22 protein-coding genes are annotated in these 24848 nt (G+C 51.3%); 12 read left to right on the top strand and 10 right to left on the bottom strand.

The features are described 5' to 3' along the window. Positions 1-1854: 1854 nt before the first annotated feature. Together ABT58_RS07630 and ABT58_RS07625 are read left to right on the top strand one after the other, a co-directional pair. Positions 1855-2085 carry a DUF2789 domain-containing protein gene (locus tag ABT58_RS07630; protein WP_047873801.1) on the top strand — a complete coding sequence of 77 codons (231 nt, stop codon included), beginning with the start codon at positions 1855-1857 and terminating at the stop codon, positions 2083-2085. Between the two features lie 102 nt (positions 2086-2187). Beyond that, on the top strand, positions 2188-2466 hold the full coding sequence (locus tag ABT58_RS07625; protein WP_047873800.1) for a hypothetical protein: 279 nt from the start codon (positions 2188-2190) through the stop codon (positions 2464-2466). Between the two features lie 134 nt (positions 2467-2600). Here ABT58_RS07625 and ABT58_RS07620 read toward each other — a convergent pair whose 3' ends face one another. Then, positions 2601-3377 carry a Zn-ribbon-containing protein gene (locus ABT58_RS07620; RefSeq protein WP_047873799.1) on the bottom strand — a complete coding sequence of 259 codons (777 nt, stop codon included), beginning with the start codon at positions 3375-3377 and terminating at the stop codon, positions 2601-2603. 3 nt (positions 3378-3380) lie between these two features. Continuing rightward, positions 3381-3947: a SecY-interacting protein gene (gene syd / locus ABT58_RS07615; protein WP_047873798.1), complete on the bottom strand. Its 567-nt coding sequence runs from the start codon at positions 3945-3947 to the stop codon at positions 3381-3383. A 63-nt stretch (positions 3948-4010) separates the two neighbouring features. Between syd and queF the strand changes: the two genes are divergently transcribed. The 5 genes from queF to xni all read left to right on the top strand — a co-directional run bounded on the left by queF (position 4011) and on the right by xni (position 11470). After that, complete coding sequence (gene queF / locus ABT58_RS07610) at positions 4011-4859, top strand: NADPH-dependent 7-cyano-7-deazaguanine reductase QueF (protein WP_047873808.1); 849 nt, start codon at positions 4011-4013, stop codon at positions 4857-4859. A 51-nt stretch (positions 4860-4910) separates the two neighbouring features. Continuing rightward, on the top strand, positions 4911-7241 hold the full coding sequence (locus ABT58_RS07605; protein ID WP_308428558.1) for a tetratricopeptide repeat protein: 2331 nt from the start codon (positions 4911-4913) through the stop codon (positions 7239-7241). Positions 7242-7374: 133 nt separating this feature from the next. Further along, positions 7375-8931: a GGDEF domain-containing protein gene (locus tag ABT58_RS07600; protein WP_047873796.1), complete on the top strand. Its 1557-nt coding sequence runs from the start codon at positions 7375-7377 to the stop codon at positions 8929-8931. Between the two features lie 249 nt (positions 8932-9180). Further along, positions 9181-10557 (top strand): nucleotide 5'-monophosphate nucleosidase PpnN, encoded by a 1377-nt coding sequence (gene ppnN, locus ABT58_RS07595; protein WP_047873795.1) that lies wholly within the window; start codon positions 9181-9183, stop codon positions 10555-10557. 133 nt (positions 10558-10690) lie between these two features. Then, positions 10691-11470 (top strand): flap endonuclease Xni, encoded by a 780-nt coding sequence (gene xni / locus ABT58_RS07590; protein WP_047873794.1) that lies wholly within the window; start codon positions 10691-10693, stop codon positions 11468-11470. Between the two features lie 136 nt (positions 11471-11606). Here xni and ABT58_RS07585 read toward each other — a convergent pair whose 3' ends face one another. The 5 genes from ABT58_RS07585 to ABT58_RS07565 form a co-directional block, all read right to left on the bottom strand. Then, positions 11607-14012, bottom strand: coding sequence for a hypothetical protein (locus ABT58_RS07585; RefSeq protein WP_047873793.1), 2406 nt, complete (start codon positions 14010-14012; stop codon positions 11607-11609). Positions 14013-14588: 576 nt separating this feature from the next. Continuing rightward, on the bottom strand, positions 14589-15671 hold the full coding sequence (gene rlmM / locus ABT58_RS07580) for a 23S rRNA (cytidine(2498)-2'-O)-methyltransferase RlmM (RefSeq protein ID WP_047873792.1): 1083 nt from the start codon (positions 15669-15671) through the stop codon (positions 14589-14591). A gap of 9 nt (positions 15672-15680) precedes the next feature. Beyond that, positions 15681-16052, bottom strand: a complete 372-nt coding sequence (locus ABT58_RS07575; protein ID WP_047873807.1) for a DUF423 domain-containing protein — start codon at positions 16050-16052, stop codon at positions 15681-15683. A 134-nt stretch (positions 16053-16186) separates the two neighbouring features. After that, positions 16187-16873 carry an alpha/beta fold hydrolase gene (locus ABT58_RS07570; RefSeq protein WP_047873806.1) on the bottom strand — a complete coding sequence of 229 codons (687 nt, stop codon included), beginning with the start codon at positions 16871-16873 and terminating at the stop codon, positions 16187-16189. A 13-nt stretch (positions 16874-16886) separates the two neighbouring features. Continuing rightward, entirely contained in the window at positions 16887-17867 is a 981-nt protein-coding gene (locus tag ABT58_RS07565) for a transcriptional regulator GcvA (RefSeq protein ID WP_047873791.1), read from the bottom strand. A gap of 436 nt (positions 17868-18303) precedes the next feature. Between ABT58_RS07565 and csdA the strand changes: the two genes are divergently transcribed. Further along, the gene (csdA, locus tag ABT58_RS07560) at positions 18304-19524 is read left to right on the top strand and encodes a cysteine desulfurase CsdA (protein WP_047873790.1); all 1221 of its coding nucleotides are present in this window, start codon (positions 18304-18306) and stop codon (positions 19522-19524) included. Between the two features lie 8 nt (positions 19525-19532). Beyond that, on the top strand, positions 19533-19964 hold the full coding sequence (csdE, locus tag ABT58_RS07555; protein ID WP_047873789.1) for a cysteine desulfurase sulfur acceptor subunit CsdE: 432 nt from the start codon (positions 19533-19535) through the stop codon (positions 19962-19964). Positions 19965-20038: 74 nt separating this feature from the next. On the opposite strand, the gene tcdA is transcribed toward csdE, so the two are convergent. Both tcdA and mltA read right to left on the bottom strand, forming a co-directional pair. Continuing rightward, complete coding sequence (gene tcdA, locus ABT58_RS07550; RefSeq protein WP_047873788.1) at positions 20039-20851, bottom strand: tRNA cyclic N6-threonylcarbamoyladenosine(37) synthase TcdA; 813 nt, start codon at positions 20849-20851, stop codon at positions 20039-20041. Positions 20852-20959: 108 nt separating this feature from the next. Continuing rightward, positions 20960-22042: a murein transglycosylase A gene (gene mltA / locus ABT58_RS07545; protein ID WP_082211016.1), complete on the bottom strand. Its 1083-nt coding sequence runs from the start codon at positions 22040-22042 to the stop codon at positions 20960-20962. A 247-nt stretch (positions 22043-22289) separates the two neighbouring features. Here mltA and ABT58_RS07540 point away from each other — a divergent pair, with 247 nt between their 5' ends. Further along, entirely contained in the window at positions 22290-22508 is a 219-nt protein-coding gene (locus ABT58_RS07540) for a hypothetical protein (protein WP_047873787.1), read from the top strand. Between the two features lie 96 nt (positions 22509-22604). Here ABT58_RS07540 and ABT58_RS07535 read toward each other — a convergent pair whose 3' ends face one another. Beyond that, the gene (locus ABT58_RS07535) at positions 22605-22973 is read right to left on the bottom strand and encodes a DUF2850 domain-containing protein (protein WP_047873804.1); all 369 of its coding nucleotides are present in this window, start codon (positions 22971-22973) and stop codon (positions 22605-22607) included. A 276-nt stretch (positions 22974-23249) separates the two neighbouring features. Here ABT58_RS07535 and argA point away from each other — a divergent pair, with 276 nt between their 5' ends. Both argA and ABT58_RS24185 read left to right on the top strand, forming a co-directional pair. Beyond that, entirely contained in the window at positions 23250-24575 is a 1326-nt protein-coding gene (gene argA / locus ABT58_RS07530) for an amino-acid N-acetyltransferase (protein ID WP_047873786.1), read from the top strand. 110 nt (positions 24576-24685) lie between these two features. Next, positions 24686-24841, top strand: coding sequence for a DUF5993 family protein (locus tag ABT58_RS24185; RefSeq protein ID WP_047873785.1), 156 nt, complete (start codon positions 24686-24688; stop codon positions 24839-24841). Positions 24842-24848: the final 7 nt, after the last annotated feature.

Raw genomic sequence — 24848 nt, 5'->3', positions numbered from 1 at the left:
AGAAGGAAATAAAAAAGGGGGAAAGAGATGCGAGAGGAGAGATGCGAGATGCGAGATGCGAGATGCGAGATGCGAGATGCGAGATGCGAGATGCGAGAAAATAGCCCGATAAAAGAACGGGCGCAACATCCGTTGCGCCCTTAGGTCTTACATGCAGCTATCCCGCTACGATGGTGCTCCCTGCTGACATCCCTGCATGAATCTGTGTCCGTCGTGGTAATCCCTAAACCCCATCCCCGGGTTGTCCTTTGGTATTCCTTGACCCGTCAATCCATCCTGAACTGACTCTCTCATCCTTCCTGGCGGTGTCCTTGCCTTCATCCTGAAGGTGTTCCTACACTCATCCGTAAGTGGATCCTTGCCCCATCCTGGTGGCTATCCCCTTACCTCATCCATAAGGCGTCCTAACTTCATCCCGAAGTGATCCTGCGTCATCCTGACCCGCTATCATCCTGATAACGTTCGGCAATCCCGCCGTGTTCCTGACATCCTTGCGAGCCGACACCCTGTTGGCTCATCCTCATCCTGAGGGCTCAGCATCCGGCTGATTATCCTGTTCCTTATGTCGCTCTCCTTGGCGACAGGGAGAATATTACGCGGTTCTGCCGCAGGAACAAGGCAGTGCAGACGACCCTGATCGCAAAATACGACATTCACAAAAAGCATAAACACGTAACCACTTGTTAAAGATAAGAAATATCCCATCAACAGGGAAAAAGACGGGCAACAAAACACGTGATGACTTACAGCCTTGTAAGAAATCTCTTACAAAGTGACAGGCAAAAGCAGCAACCTATTTTTCAAGGGAATATCTCTGAAGGAATGTCACATTCCAGATAAATCCACTGCTTTTATAATGTGATACATCAAAAGCGTGAAGCGATTGACCAATGAAGGCACAGGATAAAAGCGCGACAAAAAAGCAGACCGCAAAGAAGAATGCCTATTAAATTAGGCAGGCCATTCGAAAGAGAACACATTCGACACAGAATAAGCACGGCACAGGGCAATGAAGACGATAAGCGCATCGTGTGCTGGGTATCAAAGATAAAACGGAAGCAAAGTAAGACGCAAAAAGAATGAAGAAAAATAAGAGAAGCGAGAGAAAAGCGTACGCCAACGGTCTGCAGCGCAGATAAAAGAACGGGCGCAACTTGCGTTGCGCCCTTAGGTCTTACTTGCAGCAATCCCGCTACGATGGTGCTCCCTGCATCATTCCGTTGACCGCTGCATCCTGCCAGCATTGTCCTTTTTTAACGTCATCCTGACGTGTTCCTTGGCCTTCCTGACCCGTCAGTCTATCCTGTCCTGACTCTCTTCGACCTTCCTGGCGGTGTCCCTGACTTCGTCCTGAAGTGATCCTTGTGTCATCCAGACGCGATAACATCCTGCTTATCGCTTCGCCGTTCCTCGGCTATCCTTTTACCATCCTTGTTCGACGTACCGTCCTCGTACATCGCCCTCTTCCTGAGGCATCCTCTCCGTGAGGTTATCCTGTTCCGTTCCGTCAGCTCCTTCCGACACCATTAAGATTACGCTTCTCAATGAGAAATACAGCCTACTGCTCCGCGATTTCTTTTTGCGCAAGACAAGAAAAAACCAGCTCACACCAACAATAATCAACACAAACAATTAGTTACATGCATTAGGTGCTAATTTTCTTATTTCTGACACAGGAATCTCCCACGCGCGTGTAAGCGATCTCTCACACGCGGGCAGGCAATTTTGTCCCCCTTCCCGCTTGCCGATCCAACCGACAGGGAAGACGGCGCTATACTTAAGCCACATCCAATGTGATGACGGTCACGATTTATCTTTCATGTGCGTTTTCAATGCCAACGCAAGGAGCGAATAATGGAACGGTTTAATCACGATCTCAGTGCCTTGTTCAGTCAGCTGGGCCTCAACAATTCACACGATTTCATCGAACAATTTTTGTCAGAGCATCACCTCGCCCAACATGAACGTTTAGCCGATGCGAGCTTTTGGCGTCCCGCCCAGAAGCGCTTCATCCAAGAATCCCAGGAGCAAGATGCCGATTGGTGTGAGGTCATCGACCAGCTCGATGCCCTGCTGCGCAAATGAAAGAAGCATAAAACCCAACAAAGAGATAGCACGCCAAAGGCTGGGCAGAGACACTGGAATCAGCGACAATATACCCCTCTCTCGTAATGAAAAAGGAACGTCATGTCATCTGCCATTACCCAAGCCCTGACGCAAGCCATTGACAGTCTGGTCGCCGAAGGCAAAGAACCTTCCGTGGCACTGATCAAAGCCCGTCTGTCAGATCCGTTACCGATGCCGGTGATCATTAAGGCCCTGCAAAGCTGGAAAAGCAGCGCCCGCGTGCCAAAAATTGAACGCCAAGACGCCCCTGCAACCGCAGAAGCACGCATTGCTGCTCTGGAACAGCAAGTGGCCGAGCTCACCGCCCGTCTAACCGCACTGGAAGCGCGTAACGCATAATCGCATTCGCAATGCGCAGCGGCAGACACTGAAAGAAGAGACCGCTAAAAAGACAACAGGGATGCCGACTCTGCGTCAGCATCCCTGTTATTTAAATCATGATCGTGAGCATTCAGTGTACCGTCAGGCGCTGATCACTGAAAATCCCACGACAAGTTAGACACCAAACGGCACGGCTCACACAGATAGTGGAAAATACCGTGCAGCGGTTCATCCAATCGCCATTCACCACCACATTTCGGACAAGGGCGGTTCAACTCGTCCTCTAAGCTCACACCGCCCACCTGATATTGGTAGTAGAAGGTCGGGATCTTAGTGATAAATTCAATCCGGCCACGCAAATCCCAGCCTCGGCGGAACATATCACTATCGACATCGCGAATTTCATGCAAGGCGGCATGTTCAGCCTGACAGGCACCGGCCATTTGTAATTCATCACAGGCTTGCCATTCCGTTTGCCATTTCACCACCGCCTTATGATCGCCATTGAGCGTCGGCTCCGGCAAACGGTACAGCGGGATCGGCATCAGGGTTTCCCCGCAACGCAACGGCGAACAGGTATGCACATAGGTGGTGTAAATCACCTGCCATGACGGTGAAAAATCTTCTGCTGCCGCTTCTGAATTTAAATCTCGTCCCAACAACTTGGTTTTCGGGCTCAACAGTTTGGCCTGGCTCAAACGATCCATACAGGCTTTGACTTGCACACTGTGGAACTTTGGATGCAAGCTGTGCTCTTCCGGACACACCGCGCGCACTTTAAACACGCCATCATCCATCACGATCGGAAACTCACGCCCCAGAACCTGACCGTTATAACGCAATGCATCCATCAGGCCATTAATGGCCGTATCCACAGCGGGAATGGTGGTGTTATCAAAACACTCAAACTGCAATTCAACAACGTACATGGATCAATTCACCTTCACGACAGGAGTCAGCGCATCAAGGAAACTTGCCACATCGTCTGCCAGCACTTCACGCTCGGATTTGCCCAAGGTTTCCAGCACCACATTGCCGGTCAGGTTACACACCGCAATCACCTGATGCTCGCTGTCCATCGCACCAATGAATACGGTCGGTTTCAGTTTCAGGCGGCGTTGTGTCACTAAGTGGCCCAGAATATTCTCTTGCAGACGCTGCACATCATCGAGGTTGAACGCCTGCAGCAAATCAAATTCAATCATGCCCGTCACGGTTTCAAAACGCGCCGTCATGTCGCCGCTGAACTGACTGCCGTAAAACGCAGTGATGTCTTCATGCAGACGTAATTCAATGCCCTGCTCGACCCCGGCTAAGTCACCCATAGGCAAACGCGCAACCGGTTTCCAGCTCACTTCATAACCATCGTCACTGCACACACAGTCTGAAGACAGCCCGACCAGATCGCCACTGCGTGGAAAACCTTGACCTGCGTCACACCACGCTTGCAAGAAGCGTTCAGAAAACGCAGATAACGCTATCGCGACAGGATGATTCATTCGCAACCTCACAAAAGATTAAGTAAACTTTGCCTATTCTAATCGATGTGTGTCCAGGACAGTATGAGCAAATATCAAGACGCGAAAGAATTAGCCGGTTTAACCCTAGGTAAAACCACCGAATACAAAGATCAGTACGACCCATCCCTCCTTCAGCCTGTACCACGCAGCCTGAACCGTGATGATCTTGCGCTGGGTGATACTCTGCCCTTTACCGGTTATGACATCTGGACACTGTACGAGCTGTCGTGGCTAAACGGAAAAGGTCTGCCGCAAGTGGCGATCGGTGAAGTGCGCCTGCCAGCCAGCAGCCCGAACCTGATTGAATCCAAATCCTTCAAACTGTACCTGAACAGCTTTAACCAGACCCAATTTGACAGCTGGCAGCAAGTCGCTGATCTGCTTCAAAAAGATCTGAGCCACTGCGCAGGTGCCGATGTAGACGTGACGATTCAACCGCTGTCTGATTTCACTGGCGAAGAGATTGTGAATTTCAGCGGCGCGTGCATTGACGATCAAGACATCGAAATCACCGATTACGGCTTCAACCCAGCGTACCTGGAAGGCGCCGCAGAGCACGGCGAGCACGTGACCGAAGAGCTGAACAGCCACCTGCTGAAATCCAACTGTCTGATCACCAGCCAGCCGGATTGGGGCAGCGTGCGTATCTCGTACACCGGTAAGCAAATCGACCGTGAAAAACTGCTGCGTTACATTGTGTCGTTCCGTAACCACAATGAATTCCACGAACAGTGTGTGGAGCGTATCTTCACGGACATCATGAAGTACTGCCAGCCAGAACTGCTGACGGTGTACGCCCGTTACACCCGTCGTGGCGGTCTGGACATCAACCCATACCGTACCAATATGGGCAAAACGCCAAGCAATAACTTCCGCATGGCTCGCCAATAAGTGTCAAGATGATGATAAGTCCAGCAAAAGTGCAGACTTTGCTGGACTTGATTGGCTAACCCATTAATATTGGCAGTACTGTTCTGTTGGGTTATTGAAAGTATGTCTCCTTGCCGCTGGCTGATCAGCTTAATGATCATCTCTGTGACCTCGTTTGGCGCACAAGCAAAAATCTATACCACGCCAATTCTTGCTGAAGCCAACGATCTCCTGCAAACCAACCCCGAGCAGTCACTGGCGATCACCTCGCGTTATCTCGATCAACGTCGTCTCAGTGCACCGAAAGAAACCTCCCGCGTCCATATCAATGACGAAACGGATCACACCGTTCGTACGCCGCTAAGCACCATCAATGCCCTGCAGATAAAAGCCCGTGCTTATATGCTGCTCAATCAGGCAGAGCCGGCCATTCACACCATCAAAATGGCAGAAACCTTAGCGCACAACGAATCGTTAATTTTCAGTGGTATTGAAAGTCAGCTAATCCATGCTGATATCTACTGGCGCAACCTGAAAAACAGCGCCTCAGCATTGGGCCTGCTGGATCAGATTGATACCGCCATCAAAACCCAGTCTCAACAGATGATGGAATCGCAAGTCCAGCGCTTGCAATACCAGTCACTGATGCAACGCGCGATCATTGAATCTCAGACCGGCAACACCGTGATGGCGGAAAAGCGCTTTATTCGTGCCAAACGCTTTCTGGTCAACCTCAATGATCCGCAAGAAAAAATCCATTACCTGCTGATTTTAGGTAACCACTACCTGGACAATGGCCACTATGATTTGGCACTGGATCGCCTGTTAAGCGGCTACTGGTTGGCCGTCGAAATTGACGACAAAGCACAAACAGCAACAGCCAACTTTGAACTGGCTAGCCTGTTTGAACAGCGTAAGGTATTTGATAAGGCGCTGGAGCACGCCACGCAGGCCGGTGAGTTTTTTGCCCACTACAAGCAAACCTTGCCACTGGCGCAGACCCTGACCCTGATCGCCTCCATTTATGAGCAGCAAGGTCGCTACAATTTGGCCTTGGTTCACTACTTCAACGCGTTGGATCAGGAAAACCAGCTCAAGCACGACAGCCGCTCAGCCAAGTTGCGCCTGCATATCGCCCGTGTTTATTTGCAGCTGTACAACTACCCGAAAGCGGAGCAATACCTGCACCACACCCGCTTGCTGGCAACCCAAAGCAATGATGAAGTGACGCTGGCTGAAGCCCAGATCCTGCAAGGCACGTTAGAGCTGGCCGAAGGCAAAGCCGATGAAGCCATCACCACCTTGCAAGCCGGGCTGATTGCCGCGACCCGCATTAACAACCATGATTTACAGTTGGAGTCTGAGCTGCAGCTGTCGCGTGCGTTTGAGCAGAAGAAGGATTACTACAACGCCCTGCTTAGCCAGCGCCGTTATGAGCAACTGTTCAGCACCAAGCAGCAAGCCCAGGTAAAAAGTAATGTGGATGTGTTCAAGCAGCAACAACGCATGCTGGAACGCTCCCTGCACCTCGAAGAGCTGGAACGCCAACAATTTGAGAGTGAAAAGGCCTTATACAAACAGAAAAACATCACCATTTTCCTGTTCAGTGTCCTGACCGCTGTGGGCCTGTTACTGTGGCGCCGTAATCGCACCTATAAACAACTGCAAAAACGCCTGACGCGTCTACGCACCGATTTTTATACCCATCCGCGAAGTGGCCTGAAAAACCTGCGTATGCTCACCGCCAAGCTGCCGAACTCGTTGCAGCAGAGCAGTGCTAACTTTGAACAGTGGCACTTAGGGGAAATCATTAACGAGCCGCTGAGTGATCGTCTGCGCTTTGCCCTGTTTGAAGTGCCGTTCCTCAAGCATATCTACCTTAAGCATGGCTACCAGCAAGGGCTGAACATGGAGCGTCTGTTCGGGGAGTACCTCAACCAACAGATCTGTGAACCGGCCCGGGTGTACCATTTCTCCGACGCCATGTTCCTGTACATTGAGCCGAACTCCCGTTTGGACTCCGCACCAGAGCAATTAGCCCACTCTTTGCAGCAACTGATTGATCAATTTGCCGAAACTCATCAATTGGATAATCGCGTGCGCATCGGTATGGCGGAATACCCGTTCTTGCCTCGCGCTTATACGGCGATAAATGATCAAGAATTGTTAGATATTTTGCTCATGGCGACCAATGCGGCCCGTGAGGCCAGCAAACACGATAACGGCAGCCAATGGGTGCATTTAAGTGCCATTGATGCGGCTCCTGCGGCCAGCTTTGCCTGTGACAATATCCGCCGTGCATGCAGCCAAGGTATTGATAATGGGTTAATTAAAGTCCAAAGCTCGAGCGTGTTTGAGTTCACTTGGCATGCCGATCACGTTTCTGATAAAAATATCAGTTAATGCGTTTTATTTGTCCGCTCTCGTGTCAATTTCAGTGAATTGTATAGTGCTTTTTGCTAGCATGTTTACTTTCTGCGACAAGCAACTCACTGATAAGAAACGAGTTTAGTATCTAGGACAACATTGCCCCATCGTGACTGATATAACTGCCGTAGCGACAGAAATGAGTAAGCTCAAGCTACGTTTAGACCAAACTCAACTTTCTTACCGGGATGCTTCACTCAAATCTCGCCGGGAAATCGCTATTTTAAAGCGTTTGATCAGTCGCTTGTCTGTTGCATGCCGGGGATTGGATCAGGAGTTAGACGAAAAGCTCCTGCAGTTGCGTCACGATCTCGAGCAAAACAAAGACATCGGCAAAATGATCCCGCGTCTGGCTGTCGTGGAGCGTTTAGTCACACGCCTGTCGGACTTCGCCGACAAAGAAAACCACGCCCTGCTAGAGCAAATCCATCACAGCAGTGAAATGCTGCGCCGCTTCCACGGTCTGCCCGCGCAACTCAAACGCGACCTGCGTAACCTGCTGGCGCAAAAAGATCATTCCCTCGCCCATACGCACCAACAAGCCATTCGTTTAATGGCCCTGTATGAGCGCGCGCTCAAAGTGGTCTCTTGTGCCCACAGCGAACACCCGACCGCCAGCATTCATCATGATTTACAACTCAAGCTGACCGGTGAGCTGCAAAACCTGATCACCGAATTAGACTTTGAAGGCGAAGCCGGTGATAAACTGCTGCAGATCCGTAACCAGCTGCTGAACGGTGTCCCGCCATCGACCTTGATGGAATTATCCCTTGAGATCCTGCGCTTAGTACTGGATGGTACCCATCAGGAGCGTCGTACCTCACAGCGCTTTCTGAACAACATTACCGGTGAACTGGCGACCTTGCAGAAAACCACCCACCAGAGCGCCGATCAAAGCCAAATCATTTTTGAGCACCGTGCCACCATGACCAGTGAACTGGCCGGGCTGACCCAGACCCTCAAAACCGGCCTGGCGGATAACACTAACTTGAATGCGTGGCGCCCCACCCTGACGGATCTGACCCGTGAGCTGCAAATTCTGGCTGAGCGTAACAAAGCGTTAGAAAAACGCGAACAAGCCCTGCTAGAGCAACTCAGTTATAACGAAAGCAAAATCACCCAGTTGTGCGAACAAACGCAGGATTACCGTCAGCGTCTGAGCGATCAGGAAAAGCGCATTTTCTTGGATAACCTGACCAAGGTGTACAACCGCGCCGCGCTCAATGACCGCTTAGAACATGAATACCGCCGCTGGCTGCGTTACCAGCACCCGCTGTGTGTGGCCCTGATTGATATTGATAACTTCAAAGCCATCAATGAAAACTACGGCCATTTTGCCGGTGACAAAGTGCTGAAAATCATCGCCCGCACCTTAAGCCAATCCGTCGCAGACACCGACTTTATTGCCCGCTTCAGTGACGATGCCTTCATGGTGATTTTGGCCGAACAAAACGAAGATGAACGTCAGCAATGCCTGAATAAACTGCGTCAGGCTGTCACCCAATTGCCGTTCCGTTTTCGTGATCGCAATGTCACTATCAGCGTTTCAATTGGCGCCACCTTGTTTGATGGCAATGACACACCGACCGCAGTCTTGGAGCGCACAGAAAAAGCCCTGTTCAGTGCCCGCAGCACCGGCAATAACCGCTTATTATGGATCGCCTGATCCGATCACGCTTCTCACCGCACCACCTATCAATTTCTGGCAATCTCCCCCAACCCTGTGTATGGTGTAGATATATCAGTCACTTAAATTCATTCCTTCGTGCTTCTTCATCACACTGACTGATAGTTAGGAAACAGAACGTACTCCCAACGGCCTACCTTCTGCTTTCTTCACGGCAGGGCTCGCCCGTTCTTCTACACTGAATACACCTGTGAGTCCCTCCGTTTCACCATGACCAGGGAGGTAACCATGATCACACATATCAGCCCTGTGGGGGCAATGGATCTACTGTCTCAGCATGAGGTGGAATTACTCAAAGCCACGGCATCGAGTGACATTTATCGCCTCTACCGCAACTGTTCGCTGGCTGTGCTCAATTCCGGCAGCCATACCGACAGCTCGAAAGAATTGCTGGATAAGCACAAAAGCTTTGATGTGAATGTGATGCGCCGTGAACGCGGCATGAAACTCGAACTGATGAATCCACCGGATCACGCTTTTGTCGATGGCCGTATTATTCGCGGGATCCAAGAACACATGTTTGCCGTGCTGCGTGACATTGTGTATGTGAACATGCACGTGCAGCAGCGCCGCGACATCAACCTGACCAGCTCACCGCATATCACTAACTTCGTGTTCAGCATTCTGCGCAACGCCAAAACCGTGCGCTCCGGCGAAGATCCGAACATTGTGGTGTGCTGGGGTGGCCACTCCATCAACCCGATCGAATACCAATACACCCGTGAAGTGGGCAACGAACTGGGCCTGCGAGAACTGAATGTGTGTACCGGTTGTGGTCCCGGTGCGATGGAAGGCCCGATGAAAGGCGCTGCCATTGGTCACGCCAAGCAACGCTATAAGCGCAGCCGTTTCATTGGCCTGACTGAACCGTCTATCATTGCCGCCGAGCCGCCGAACCCGATCGTGAACGAATTGGTGATCCTGCCGGATATCGAAAAACGTCTGGAAGCCTTTGTCCGTGTCGGTCACGGCATTGTGATTTTCCCGGGCGGTGCCGGGACAGCGGAAGAGCTGCTGTATATCCTCGGGATCCTGATGGAGCCAGAGAACGCCGATCAGCCGATGCCGGTTGTGCTCACCGGCCCGAAAGAAAGCGAAGCGTACTTCCGTGTGCTGGACAGCTTTATCCGTGACACCCTGGGCGAAGCCGCCACCCAGCATTACCAAATCATCATTGATGATCCGGCCGAAGTGGCACGGGTGATGAAGGCTGCGATGCCGAAAATCAAAGAACACCGTTTAGCCAAAGGCGATGCCTACAGCTACAACTGGTCACTGACCATTCCGCCGGAATTCCAGCTGCCGTTTGAGCCCACTCATGAGGCCATGGCCAGCCTAGATCTGCATATGAACCAGCGTCCGGAACATCTGGCAGCGAACCTGCGCCGCGCGTTCTCGGGCATTGTGGCCGGTAACGTGAAAGAAGAAGGGATCCGTGAAATTGAGCGTAAAGGCCGCTTCAAAATCAATGGCGACACCGCCCTGATGAAGCGCATGGATAAACTGCTCAAACAGTTTGTTGACCAGCAGCGCATGAAACTGCCCGGCACGAAATACGAGCCGTGCTACGAGATCATTACCGCCGTGCCGGTGAACAGTAAGTAACCCCTTCTCGCACACGCACTCCGCGAACGAACGTGGTACACGAGAACGGCGGTGTGACTTCCGGCTAACTATGCGTACAATAAGGGCCTCAACAGGCCCTTTTTTTATTCCAACTTATACAACGGTTACTGCTATGTCCTCTATCCACCTTGTCATTATTGATGCCCTCAATCTGATCCGCCGGGTCCATGCAGCGCAGCACAATGAAACGGACATCGCCAATACCGCCAAAGTCTGTTGTCAGGCGCTGCATAAAATCATCAACATCAGTCAGCCAACCCACATTGTGGCAGTGTTTGATCACCACGGTGACGATCGCGGCTGGCGCGCTGAACTGCTGCCTCACTATAAAGAAGGCCGCAAGCCGATGCCGGATGCGCTGCATGCGGGGATGGAGATCATTCAAGATGCCTTTATGGACATGGGTATTGATTCCCTGCTGTCTGACGGCGATGAAGCCGATGATTTGGTGGCAACACTGGCCCTCAAAGTCGCTTCACGCGGCGAGCAGGTCACCATCATTTCGACCGACAAAGGCTACTGCCAGTTACTCCAGCCCACCCTGCGTATTCGTGATTATTTCCAAGAGCGCTGGCTCGACAGCCCGTTCATTGAAAAAGAATTTGGCGTAAAACCCGAGCAACTGACTGATTACTGGGGACTGGCCGGGATCAGCTCCAGCAAGATCCCGGGCGTGCCGGGCATTGGACCGAAAGCGGCCACTGAGCTGCTGAGCCTTTATCCTTCTTTGGAAGCGATTCTGGCCGCCGACGATCTGCCGGCTAAATGGCAGAAGAAAATCGATGCACACCGTGACAGCGCCATTGCCTGTAAACAGGTCGCCAGCCTGAAGACGGATCTGACACTGGGCTTCAACCTGCAAGACATTCGCTATCAGCCAACAGAAGCCTGACCGATACACTGAAAGCGCACAGAAATACCGCGTCTTCAGTAACAAAAAAGAGTAACGAAAAAAGCCACTCCGAAGAGTGGCTTTATTGTGCGAGGGAACAACTCGCTATGCTTTGTTTAGTGCGGTAATGATGCGCTTACTGGTGGTAAGGCAAATCACCGGCATCCGTCAGTTCTGTCATCACATCCATGATCAGCTTCGCCAGATGCTGCTCTTTCCACGAACATGGTGTTGGCGTACAGTCCATGTAGTAGTTACGTGATAGCTGCTCAGCCATGTAGTGAGCAAAACGGTTCACATCACCACGGTCGATACGATCCAGCTCTTCATCTGACAAACCAAACATGGTGCCACGACGACCCACGATGCCGTACGGGTTCTGGAAGTCTTCCGCTTTACGGAAGTTAGTAAAGCCGTTCTCACCCAGCGTGATGTTCAGGAAGTTCGCGTACTCGCTCTCTGTCTTCAACACGTTTGGACCGATCTGCATATCGTGACCGTAAGTCGCTTTGTAGTTCATCAGCTTCTGCTTGAAGGCATCGCTCGACATGATGTAAGCCATGTTCGTCAGCAATTCCATGTGACGCTTCGCGCTGTTGGCATCCCACTCCGCTTCTTGTGTATCGAAGATGGTACGGTCAGTGAACTCGATGTCCCAGTTTGCCGTGATCGCTGCTAGCTTATCCAACAACGGATGCTCCGTGGTGGTGCTAAAGCGTGACGTAAAGACGTTTTGAGTGCCTTCATGGCCGTAAGCACCGCTCACACCTTGCATGGTTTTTAGCATGCCGCTGTAATCGTACACACCGCTGCCATCTACTGTGTTAAAACGCTTGTCGGCATTCAGTGCTGTGATTGGCAACACAATGCGCGTGTGTGCAGGCAGGCGATCTAGCTGACCCAAACGCGCCCAGTTGTACTGGTTTTGCGCCGTGATATCCAACGCCACATTGGCCATGTCCACTTCTGTGAAGTTGGTGATTTCCACGGTGTCACGGTCTAGCAGACGTACGTTCAACATAGAACGAGTGTTCGCAACCAGAGAAAGTACGCTGGCACCTTCACCGTCTTGCAGCACAGAGGTCACGGTCGCTTCTGCTGGCAGAGCCGAGAAGGTCAATGCTGCTTCAGGTACCGATACGTTTGGCGTGAACGTCACGGCATTGATCGTGTGTACATGGGTCGTCACAGAGTCAGTCAGGGTCACGAAACCGTGATCTGTCAGTAGCAAATCTTTTGCGCTCAGGTGCTGACCATCTACTTGGTACACCGCTTGTGCCGCTTCTTTGAAACGGTAGCCGTCAGCGATGAATTTCTCGATGTCATACATCGCCACGCGCTGGCTTTGTTTTGCGATCAGCTGGTTGCCTTTCACATCAATCGTGGCAAAGCCTACCGGTGCTTCCACCATGGCTTTTTGCGTTTGACCTTCAGACAGTGAAGCCAAATCATAAACCGCATAACCCGTGCTTGATGCCGCCAGCAGTTTGTTACCCAGCAGTTCTAGGCTGTGCGCACCGTTATTTACTAGGTACGCAAACGGCTTCACCTCTTTAATTTCGTGTTTTTCAGCGGTCACATTGTGGTAAACCGCAATGCCTTTCTTGCCGCTCACCAATACGTATTGATCTGATACTGCAATTTTCGCCGCACCCTCTAGGTTAATACCCAGAGAATATTGGTATTCTTTCGTTTCAATATCGAAAATATCAACACGGTTATGTGCCGTTACTGCCGATACATATAATTGTTCGCCGTGACGACGGATATCATTAATGGTGGTGTACGGACGACCTTTGCTGATCGCCGTAATTTTATCGGTTTGACCGGTTTTCTGATCGTAGAAACCAATCACAGGGTTCGCAATTTTACCGTAATGGGCACGCGGTGAATGTGCGGCAATTAATTGGTTCTTGTAATCTTCCAAAGCAATGAAGTTGGCATATTGTGCATGTACCGCAAAGTGGTGAGGGTTCACACGCTCAGCTTCATAAACAGGACGATCACCCATTGAATTGTCGAAACACGTTTCTAATTCACGCACGAGACCGTAATCTTTATTGATGTATTCACCCGGAATATGATCTGCCATCGGGTAGTACTCAAGCAAACAGCCGTTGCCGTAATCGTAGTTACCGAATGTCTTATTCACGAAAGTGATACCGCCTTGGTACCAGCCCAACTCCCACTCATCACCCAAGAAGCTGAACAGGTTGCGCATCGCACTTTCATCCGACCAATGACGCATCGGTGCAGAAACCGTGTTATCTGTCGTGACAGGGTAAACAATGCCGTTGATAGACAGGTACTTACCGTTACTAAAAGCCGGTACGTGTGACGCAGGGAAGTCGACCTGATCAATAGTGTACAGGTAATCCGGTGATACTGCGAACTGGTTCAGTTCCGCCAAACGCGCTTCAATCTTACGCGCGGTATCATTCATGATCTCAATGTATTCTGGCTGGCTCTGGCTGGCATTGACCATGCCTGATGCCATGATTGACATGGCTAATAATGAAAACTTCATACCTGTCTTGTGCATTGTCATACTTTCCTTCTGACTAAAAAATAATAATGATCAGCTGTCCTTTATATCTCTTTATCCGTCGGTGTTAGAATGGGTATTAGAACGACAAATGAGAGTTTTAAAATGTGCAACGTCCTGCCAAATAAATGGCCCACACGTCGGAATTAAATATAAAGGACAATAACTATCGCGATGAAATATCGCTATTTATAAAACAAGAAACAAATAGAGAAACATCATCATTCTGGTAAATACAATTAAACATTTAATGTCATATTTCCTACGCGTTGTCAGAATATTCCGACAAGCGACGTATTACATGACACATTGGCTATTAATTGATGAAAGTATAATAGTGCATGGAAGATTCCCTGCCATGCCGCAAAATAATTTTTTGTGATCTTAATTCATAAGAAAGCCTCGCCTTTTTATATTTATTTATCAGCGTTTGTCTCATTCACAAAATATATTCAAAGTTTTGGCGTAACAGTCATTTATTTGACTTAAAAATGTCGACAACCCTTATTTTATAAATATAAAAAAAGGCCGCCTTGGCGACCTTTCTATATTCGTATTATTGCGCGACCCTACTTAGTACGGTGAGCGGTTATCCAGACGCTGGATGTGTACCGTGATCTCTTCGCGGTCATGGTACAGGTGTTTAGCCTGCAGCTTGAACTTCACGCCATTTTGGATCAAGTACACTTTCAGGTTCTCAATGTCCTGCAGTACTTCATCATAACGGCCTTTCATTGGCAGTTTCAGGTTGAAGATTGCTTCTTTTGCCCATGCTTTGATCAGCCAGTCACCCATCAGGTGCGCCACGCGGGCAGGCTTTTCAATCATGTCACACACAATCCACGTGACGTTCTTACGTGGCGGCTCAAACTTAAAGCCATCCACTTCGTGGTGTTTCACCTGACCGGTATCCATCAGGCTTTGTGCCATCTGGCCGTTATCGATCGCGTGAACGAACATCGAACGCTTCACCAACTGGTACGTCCAACCGCCCGGACATGCGCCCAAGTCTACACCCCACATGCCAGGTGCCAAACGCTCATCCCACTCTTCGCGTGGAATAAACACATGGAAGGCTTCTTCCAGTTTCAGCGTTGAACGGCTTGGGGCATCTGCCGGGAATTTCAAACGCGGAATGCCCATGAAGAACGCGGAGTTGTTGTGGCTGTACGAGTAACCCACGTAACAGCAACCCGGGGCAATAAAGCACAGGTGCAATACCGGCTTCTTCGCGTTGTCTTTGTGGTACAACACGCCTTTACCACGCATGGCTTGGCGCAATGGCACAGTAAACTTACGGCAGAACTTCAACAGCTCTTTCGCTTCATTGGTATCCGGCGTTTCAACACGCAGATCGCCACAGCGCGGGAAATCTTCCACCGCTTCCAAAATCGGCGAAATACGATCGTCCGATGGCAAATCGGTCAACAGCGGTTGTACCGCCAGCATTTGACGAGCAAAGATCAGCTCAGCAAACGGCTGCTGCTGGATAAACTTATCCGCATCGCCCGGTGTGTAGAATTCGAAAATCACATAACCGGTATTATTCTTTACCCGAGGAAAGCCATACAACTCCAGCGTATTTGCTTTGTCTTGAACTTCACCGGCACATTCCTTCTCGAAACCGGGACGGCAGTACAACAGAACTTGATTCACTTTCAACCCTCAAGCTGATCGCCAGGCAGCCACTGCAAGCGCTACCCAGCCAATAATAAAACAGACGCCTCCCATCGGAGTGATGGGGCCAAACCACTTAATACCCGTTAACGCCAATGCATACAGGCTGCCGCTGAAGAACAAGATCCCGACGGCAAAAAACAGGGCTGCGTATAATACCTGTTTTGATCCAAGAATGCGTGACAATATTACGCATCCCATTATCGCCAGGGTATGCCACGCCTGATACTGCACGCCCGTTTCAAACACGCCCAGTAAATACGGCGATAATTGGGCTTTCAATCCGTGGGCAGCAAACGCCCCCAATGACACGGTGACCGCACCACTGAGCGCAGCAAACACCAATAAAAACCGACTCATAGCCGATTGCGGTTCCCATTGCGGTGACGGTTGTAGTGACGATTGCGATGACACTTGTTGAGTCACGAGTTCATTCCTTCTTTATCGCTGTCTTTCATGACATTTATACGCGCATTGCACGTGCGATGCATGCGTCATACCGGTTTCATGCACGTTTCAATAAAGTCAGCCAATGCATTCACGGCCAGTGCAATATTGCCCGCTTCCGTGTGGCCGGATGCTTTACGCGGTTTGAAGCTGTGATCGCCATCAGGCAAAAAGAATGTATTCACAGTATCTGACAACGGCCACTGTGCCATTTCCTCGCGGGTACCAAAGGTGTCACGCTCACCTTGTAAGATCAGGGTGGGCAGTGTCGTGCTCTTGAGGTGATCGCCACGGAAATTCTCCGGTTTACCCGGCGGATGAAACGGAAAGCCCAAACAAGCCACACCAGCCACCAACGCCTGACAGTTTTCCACCTCTGGCGCGGCCTCCGCTTCTGGCGATACCATCAAGCTGGCCATGCGACCGCCCATGGATTTGCCGCCGATCACTAATGCGGTTCCGGTTTGCGCGGCCTCTTGGGCGAACGCCTGAATATGACGCTGAAAATCCAGCAACAATTTCGGCTGGCGATCCGGCGGACGCTTTTTGCCGTCTTCCCGGCGCTTCACCATATAAGGAAAATCAAACCGCACCACGCGGATCCCTTTGGCGGCCAAACCTTGGGCCACCGCCGTCATGAACGGATGATCCATGCCAGCCCCGGCGCCGTGGGCAAATAAAAAGGTCGCGCGGTACTGGCCGTCTGCCGGCGTATCAATCCGATATTCTGTCATCGCTGCTGTCGTCTCACTCATTGCCGTCACGTCCTGTGCCCGCTTCCGCGCCTGATTCGGCCAACACGGCGTTATCGTCACCGGTTTCCAGATCCGGCAAATCTTCCTGCTCGCGGGCAGCTTTAGCCAGTACCCAGTCACGGAAAATTTGAATACGGCCGGTTTCCGCCTGACGTTCCTGACACACCACATAGAAGGCGTTTTTACTCATCAGCACTTCATCAAACGGGCACACCAAACGGCCCGCATCCAACTCGGGCTGTGCCAGTACATTGTTCCCCAATGCGATGCCCTGTCCGTGCGCCGCCGCTTGCAACACCATGGTGGAGTGACTGAAAATCGGCCCCTGGTTGACGTTCGTGCCTTCAATACCGTGCTGACGCACATAGTTTTTCCACTCTTTGCGCGAGGTGTCATGCAATAGCGTATGTAATTTCAAGTCATCCAAGGTGCGTAGCGGTTTGGGGCCGGTCAGCAACATCGGTGAACACACCGGCAATAAGAATTCTTGGTACAGTTTATCGGCACGCAGGCCCGGCCAGTTGCCCCGACCGTAATAAATCGCCACGTCCACATCTTCAGTCAGCGAGCCTTCATCCAGATCCACCGCTTTAATGCGTACATCGACATCCGGATGTTGCTCATTAAAATCCGCCAGACGCGGCACCAGCCATTGAATGGCAAAACTAGGAGGTAAACTAATGGTTAATGCGCCTTTCGAGCCACGCTCAAGCACCCTGTCAGTGGCCTCTGCAATGGCCGAAAAGATGTCTTTGATGTCAAGGAAGTAGCTTTGCCCTTCTTCCGTTAGCAGCAACGAACGGTTACGTCGACGGAACAGTTTCAGCCCTAAAAATTCTTCTAACGCCTTAATTTGATGGCTGACTGCCGCTTGTGTGACAAATAATTCTTCAGCGGCGCGGGTAAAACTGAGATGGCGTGCGGCAGCCTCAAACACTTTCAGTGAGTTGAGCGGCGGGAGACGTCTAGACATGGCTATCCTGCATTAGTTTTTTTTATGGTAAACATTATAAATTGTCCATTGTTCAAGTGCCATATAAACCCTATGATTTGCCTCGCAACGGTGAGGCAGGCCAAGTTTTCAGCCCTCTGGCATTTGGTCTTAAACATTGTTGCGATGTTGTGTTTGCATATTGTCCGGGTTGTGCCGGACAGGTAGTCAATCTACCACTTTTACTTCCTGTATTTTTGACCTGTCTGTCAAAATTTATTCTTAGCACTGCGCCCCAACGCAGTGCTTTTTTTTATCCTTTTTTTACCCTATCACACCTCTCCCTTTCGATCTTGCTCTGGGCACTGACGGTGAACCGGACTTCGGTATAAAATGATAGCAAGGCGGAGAAACACTTGCCCTGAGCCGGTTTTCACCGCATGATCCCCTCCCTTGTCTCTTTGCAACGTGATCCACCATGACAGCCCAATTTACTATCGACCACATTCGCCAACAATTTCCGGCTCTTTCTCAAGAGAGCAACGGCCAACCTTTGGTTTATCTGGACAGTGCCGCGACCACCCAAAAGCCGCGCGCCGTGATCGACACGATCAGCCAGTATTACCAAGGACAAAACGCGAATGTGCACCGAGGCAGTCACAGCCTGACCGCAGCGGCCACCGTGCAATTTGAACGTGCCCGCGAAACGGTGCAGCACTTCCTGCACGCGGCATCGAGCAAAGAAATTATCTGGACCCGTGGCGCCACCGAAGCCCTGAACCTGATCGCCAACACTTACGCCCGCCACACGTTGCAAGCGGGCGATGAGATCCTGGTGAGCGAAATGGAGCACCACGCCAACATTGTGCCGTGGCAAATGGTGGCCGAGCAGACAGGCGCACGCGTGGTGAAAATTCCAATGAAAGCGGACTGTACGCTGGATTTGGAGGCCTATTACCAATTGCTGAGCCCGAACACCAAAATTGTGGCCGTGGCCCATGTCAGCAATGTCACCGGCACTCGCCATCCGATTGAAGCGATGATCCACGCTGCGCATGATGTCGGGGCCATTGCCGTGATTGATGGTGCCCAAGCGGTCGCCCACGAAACCGTGGACGTGCAAGCGCTGGATGCCGATTTCTATGTGTTCTCCGGCCACAAAATCTATGCGCCGGCGGGCATTGGTGTTCTGTACGGCAAACAAGCCTTATTAGAAGCGATGCCACCGTGGCACGGCGGCGGCAAGATGGTGGAAAAAGTCAGCTTTGCCGGCACCACCTATGCGGGCTTACCGGGCAAGTTTGAAGCTGGCACCCCGAATGTGGCCGGCAGTCTGGCTCTGGCGGCGGCCATTGAGTGGCTGCAAGGGTTAGATCGCGACGCAAGTGAAGCGCATATTCACCGCCTGCGTGAAATGGCACTGGCCGGTATTGCAGATATTGACGATCTGCGCATTATTGGCCTGCAGCCCCATGCCAGCCTGTTTTCTTTTGTGGTGGATGGCGTACACCATCAGGACATTGCGACCCTGCTGGATCAGCAAGGCATTGCCCTGCGCGCCGGTCACCACTGCGCCCATCCGATGATGGATGCCCTGCACGTTAACGGCACTCTGCGTGTGTCGTTGGCGCTGTATAATACTGAACAAGATGTTGAACGCTTTATTGCTGCCCTGCAAAAAGCCTGTAGCCTGCTTTAGGAGATCCCATGAGCTTTCCCTCTCACCCTTTTGGTCATGACATTACCAGCGAAATGATTGTCGCGCAGATGGCGGCGGCCAACGGCTGGGAAGATCGCTATCGCACAGTGATCCAGCTGGGTAAACAACTGCCGGCCCTGCCGGATACCTTCAAACTGGATACCCTGAAAGTCAGCGGTTGTGAAAGCCAGGTGTGGCTGACCCACCAGCAAGCTGACGGCGTGTTCCACTTTGCGGCTGATTCCGATGCCCGCATTGTACGTGGCCTGATCACACTCGTGCTGGCTGCTTATGACGGGAAAACCGCTGAGCAGATCCGTGCCTTTGATATCGACGGCTACTTTGACAGCCTTGGCTTACTGGCCCACCTGAGTCCGTCACGCGGCAACGGCCTGAAAGCCATTGTGGAGCAAATCAAAGCGCTGGCGGAAGCCCACTAGCGCTTCTCAGACAACAGCCATAAAAAAAGCGAACACCTCGGTGTTCGCTTTTTTGTTGTCTCTTCGTCTCGACGTTACTTCGATAAGTGCTTTTCTACCAGCTTTTGCAAAATGCGTGATACCGCGACAAAACCAAAGGTCGCAGTCACCATGGTCGCCGCACCAAAGCCACTGGCACAGTCCATACGCTTCGGCCCTTCCGCTGACGCTTTCGCGCTGCATACGCTGCCGTCCGCTTGTGGGTACTTCAAGTGCTCGGTCGAGAACACACAATCGATGCCAAATTTGCGTTTCGGGTTTTTCGGGAAGTTATGGTGACGACGTAGCGTGTCACGCAGTTTCTTCGCCAACGGATCCTGAATCGTCTTGGTCAAATCGGTGATCTGAATTTGGGTCGGATCCATCTGACCGCCCGCCCCACCGGTGGTGATCACTTTCAGCTTGTTGCTCTTACAGTACGCCAATAGCGCGGCTTTCGGCTTCATGCTGTCAATCGCATCCAGAATGTAATCGAAGCGGTTGTCGATGTAGCCAGCAATGTTTTCTGGCGTGATGAAATCGTCGATCAAATTCACCTTACATTCCGGGTTGATCAACTTCACACGCTCTGCCATCACTTCAATCTTGCTCTGGCCGACGGTACCGGTCATCGCATGGATCTGACGGTTAATGTTGGTCACACACACGTCATCCATATCAATCAGTGTCAGCTCACCGATCCCAGAACGGGCCAGTGCTTCAACGGCCCACGAGCCGACTCCGCCAATACCGATCACACACACGTGCGCGGCACGGTAGATCTCGACTTCACTGTTGCCGTACAGGCGGCGGGTGCCACCAAAACGTTGGTTATAACTGTCTGAGGCTGGCGTATCTAATTCTCGCATGGCTTGTCCGCGCTATGTTTCACACATTCAAAAAGAAAGAGTGCGATTTATACGCACTCTTATCAGGATTGTCCAGTTTGTGTGGCCACTCGGCCATTGGGCGGGTGCTTACTTGGCTGCGGGTGCCGCTGGCGTACCGTGCAAATCTAACTTCCACACACGGCCGAAGTGTTTGTAGTGACCGGCATCAATACCCGCCTGCGTGCCCATGCCATGGTACAGATCCAGGTGGTTTTTCTTCACCGCCCCGCCGGTATCCAGTGCCATTAGCAAGGTCATGACATGCTTGCCGTTCCACTTGCCCTGCTCGTCCAACTGCGGCACTTCCGCCAGCAACACGCTGCCCATTGGCAGGTATTTACGATCAGCCGCCACAGATGCAAAGGCCTGAAGAGGAATGCCTGCGGTGCCCATCACATCCAAATTATCCTGCGGTTTGAAGAACACAAACGACGGGTTTTGCTCCAGGAGTTCACGCACGGCGGCTTCGTCGTGCTGGTTTACCCACTCTTCAATCGCTTTTAACGACATTTTCTCGCGTGGCACTTCACCGCGCTCAATCAGCACTTTACCGATGCTGACATAACGATGGCCGTTTTTCCCGTTGTAGGCAAAGTATTCCAGCTCATCGTTATCGTCATAATGAACAAAGCCGCTGCCCTGTACTTCCATCATGAAAATATCCAGCATGGAATCGCTGTAACCTAATTCCAGCCCTTGACCATTCAAGGCCCCTGAATAAATCTCTGCACGGCTTGGGCAACGTTCATCACACTTTGGCATGCCATACACCGGATAACGGTACTTGGCATCCGGTTCATGACGCAATTCAATCACCGGCGAAAAGTAACCGGTAAACATCACGTTGCCGTAACCGTCACCGCCGCCCATCTGCGCCACATCAATACCGTAATTGGCCAGCGTACTCGGATCACCACTCTGGGTCGCCCAGTCTGTCACCTGTTGGTATAAAGCTTGGTATTTCGCAGCCATCGACGGCGAACGTTCTAATACTTTGGTCATTTGACCTTGGAATCGGCTGAAATCACGCGGTGCTTCAGACTGCACCTCAGAAACCGGATTTAATACCTGATCAAACTCACCATCCAGGTATTGCTGACCACGATCGGTTGGCCTGGCACACCCGGCCAAACCCAAAATTAACAGTGCTATCGTTGCTTTGCGAAACACAAGAAACCTATGAAGTTATGTCAATGAATACGATATATGCACCAGTGTAACGAACTCCTTCCGGAAGCCCAATAACAATTGGTGTGCGGCGATTATTACCGATCCAAACGGGCAGGTTGTCAGCGTCAGGTAGGGATCTCGGCATACGCCACGATCAATATGCGCAAGATGTCATATTTGTGTCACATACATTCGTTTTAATAAAAGCGTAACAGGAATGTCACCAAGCAAAAACAAGGAACGTCCCATGCACCAACCTCTGAAAATCGGCAAAGACACCCTCCTCAATATCAATTCACTGGAATACCAATGGATCCGCAGTTTAGCCAGCGAGGGGAATTCGCCGCATCAAATCAACACGGTGATCCAACGCTGCTTGGGCGGCAGTGCTAACACCGCCGACATCATGCGTCAGGTGGCGATGCGCCAGGCCACGGTCAATCAATTGCTGCGCAGTTTGCCCTAAACACGGTCGCGAAACGCCCCACCGAAAAGGCCATAACCTGAGAAGAGAAAAGGGAAAGACCCAAAGAAAAACAGAAAGAGGAAAAAGCACCCGAGCCTAACGGCGGGTAAAGGTTGAGATGTAATGGGCAGGCTGTTGACGTACCAGCTGTCCTGATAAGAAAAGATAGGAATAAATCTCATCCCCCAGACGGTATTCCAGCTTGCTGCCATCCCACGCATAGTGGGTATTGATTTGCCGTCCTGCGACAAACACCCCGGAAGGGCGTAACTCAAAGCTGTCCGCCAAATACGGCGCCACATCTTGTTCAACCCAGGTACCGTATAAGCTCGGCATCGGCACAGATTGTCCGCGTTCAAACAATTGCATCACGCCAGCCCAAGCCATAATGCCGACAAAAACCACCAGCCCCGTCACTTGTCGTAACGTGATACGGTGTGCTGAACCTTTTTTTTGCTTTGCCATCACGTTACCCAACACAGCAGTCAGACAGAAAAATCCGAAACGGCATGCCGCCCTGCACGCCCCATCATGGTAAGAAGGTATAGAGTAAGCCCTCACCATCGGCCATGCATCCCTAAAACGCCATAACGGGATCTTCAGTCCAAAAAATCATCGCTTTAATTAAAAATCAAACAGAATTTTTATTGACTTAAACTGCATAATAATTGATAAATAAATGAGCAGATAGAGGAATTATGCTTATTTTGTCAATTACGCACTGTCACAAGGAAGTCTACGGTGAAATTTAGAAGTACCGCTTTGGTCAAAGGGTTTCGTCAGTCCGCCCCTTACCTGAATGCGCACATCGGTAAAACGATCGTGATCATGCTCGGGGGAGAAGCCATTGCCCACAATAATTTTCCACATATCGTCAATGATATCGCCCTGCTCAACAGCCTAGGGCTGCGTATTGTGCTGGTCTACGGGGCACGCCCACAAATTTCCCTGCTGACGGAACAAGCCGGTTACCCGACCCCTTACCACAAAGGCGTCCGTATCACCGATGCCCGCGCCTTAGAGCTGGCCAAGCAAGCCGCCGGGCAATTACAACTCGACATCACTGCCCGTTTCTCAATGGGGCTGAACAATACGCCGATGGCCGGTGCCCACGTCAATGTAGTCAGTGGTAACTTCATCATTGCCCAGCCGCTTGGGGTCGATGACGGCATCGATTATGCCCACAGCGGTAAAATTCGCCGGATCAATATCGACGCCATTCATCGCCAGCTCGACCAGCAATCGGTGGTGCTGCTGGGCCCGATTGCCAGCTCGGTCACCGGTGAGTGTTTCAACCTGACCTCTGAAGAGATTGCGACTCAACTGGCGATCAAACTCAAAGCAGACAAGCTGATTGGCTTTTGCTCTGAACAAGGAGTACTGAGCGAAGACGGCGTGGTCTTTACCGAAATGCTACCCCGTGAAGCGGAGCGTGAATTGGATAAATTGGTGGCCCAACGTGCCGAGGACAGTGGGACAGGACGCTTTTTACGGGGCGCTATTACCGCTTGTCGCGCCGGTGTGCCACGCTGTCATTTGATCAGCTACACCGAAGATGGCGCCCTGATCCAAGAGCTGTTCTCGTTTGACGGGATCGGCACGCAAGTCGTAATGGAAAGTGCTGAGCAGATCCGCCAGGCGGCGATTGATGACATCGGTGGGATTTTGGAATTGATCCGCCCGCTGGAACAAGAAGGCATTCTGGTTCGCCGCTCTCGGGAACAACTGGAGCAAGAAATTGAACAGTTCACCGTGGTGGATCGCGATGGCCTGATCATCGGCTGTGCCGCCCTGTACCCGTTCTCGGAAGAAGGCATGGCGGAAATGGCCTGTGTGGCGGTGCATCCGGATTTTCGCGACTCTGACCGAGGCGCCGCCATGCTGGCTCACCTGCGTCATCAAGCCAAAGAGCAAGGGCTCAAGACCTTGTTTGTTCTCACCACCCGCAGTTTGCATTGGTTCCGAGAGCAAGGCTTTGTGGAATGCAGCGTCGAGCAATTACCGGTGGCGAAAAAAGCCCTGTATAACTTCCAGCGTTGCTCGAAGATATTGATCACCTCGCTCTAATCATCATTTGGCGTGCACACGCACGCTCCAAACAATGATACAGCCCATCGGGGGCACACTCTCTAGACTCTACCTATAACGTAGAGGCTGACCAATGAGGTGTGCGTCCGATGATGAGTCTGATCTTCCTGTTGCTGTTTATCGCCATGTGGTGTGCCTACCGCAACCATCTCTCCACCAGCTACCTCTTCTTTGGCGTTTCGGTGATTGTCGGCCTGTATTGGTTTCACCATCATGCCACCGATAGTTTGTCGATTTTGTTGTAGGAGGCAG

This window comes from Photobacterium aphoticum, from assembly GCF_001029435.1.
In the GTDB taxonomy this organism is placed as follows: Bacteria; Pseudomonadota; Gammaproteobacteria; order Enterobacterales; family Vibrionaceae; genus Photobacterium; species Photobacterium aphoticum.
Note: the sequence above shows the minus strand (reverse complement) of the source record. Positions and strands in the feature narration are given on the sequence as shown.

Coding starts and splice junctions, on each gene's coding strand:
- ABT58_RS07630 (WP_047873801.1), top strand. CDS start 1,855: ATGGAACGGTTTAATCACGATCTCAGTGCCTTGTTCAGTCAGCTGGGC.
- ABT58_RS07625 (WP_047873800.1), top strand. CDS start 2,188: ATGTCATCTGCCATTACCCAAGCCCTGACGCAAGCCATTGACAGTCTG.
- ABT58_RS07620 (WP_047873799.1), bottom strand. CDS start 3,377: ATGTACGTTGTTGAATTGCAGTTTGAGTGTTTTGATAACACCACCATT.
- syd (WP_047873798.1), bottom strand. CDS start 3,947: ATGAATCATCCTGTCGCGATAGCGTTATCTGCGTTTTCTGAACGCTTC.
- queF (WP_047873808.1), top strand. CDS start 4,011: ATGAGCAAATATCAAGACGCGAAAGAATTAGCCGGTTTAACCCTAGGT.
- ppnN (WP_047873795.1), top strand. CDS start 9,181: ATGATCACACATATCAGCCCTGTGGGGGCAATGGATCTACTGTCTCAG.
- xni (WP_047873794.1), top strand. CDS start 10,691: ATGTCCTCTATCCACCTTGTCATTATTGATGCCCTCAATCTGATCCGC.
- ABT58_RS07585 (WP_047873793.1), bottom strand. CDS start 14,012: ATGCACAAGACAGGTATGAAGTTTTCATTATTAGCCATGTCAATCATG.
- ABT58_RS07575 (WP_047873807.1), bottom strand. CDS start 16,052: ATGAGTCGGTTTTTATTGGTGTTTGCTGCGCTCAGTGGTGCGGTCACC.
- ABT58_RS07570 (WP_047873806.1), bottom strand. CDS start 16,873: ATGACAGAATATCGGATTGATACGCCGGCAGACGGCCAGTACCGCGCG.
- ABT58_RS07565 (WP_047873791.1), bottom strand. CDS start 17,867: ATGTCTAGACGTCTCCCGCCGCTCAACTCACTGAAAGTGTTTGAGGCT.
- csdA (WP_047873790.1), top strand. CDS start 18,304: ATGACAGCCCAATTTACTATCGACCACATTCGCCAACAATTTCCGGCT.
- csdE (WP_047873789.1), top strand. CDS start 19,533: ATGAGCTTTCCCTCTCACCCTTTTGGTCATGACATTACCAGCGAAATG.
- tcdA (WP_047873788.1), bottom strand. CDS start 20,851: ATGCGAGAATTAGATACGCCAGCCTCAGACAGTTATAACCAACGTTTT.
- ABT58_RS07540 (WP_047873787.1), top strand. CDS start 22,290: ATGCACCAACCTCTGAAAATCGGCAAAGACACCCTCCTCAATATCAAT.
- ABT58_RS07535 (WP_047873804.1), bottom strand. CDS start 22,973: ATGGCAAAGCAAAAAAAAGGTTCAGCACACCGTATCACGTTACGACAA.
- ABT58_RS24185 (WP_047873785.1), top strand. CDS start 24,686: ATGATGAGTCTGATCTTCCTGTTGCTGTTTATCGCCATGTGGTGTGCC.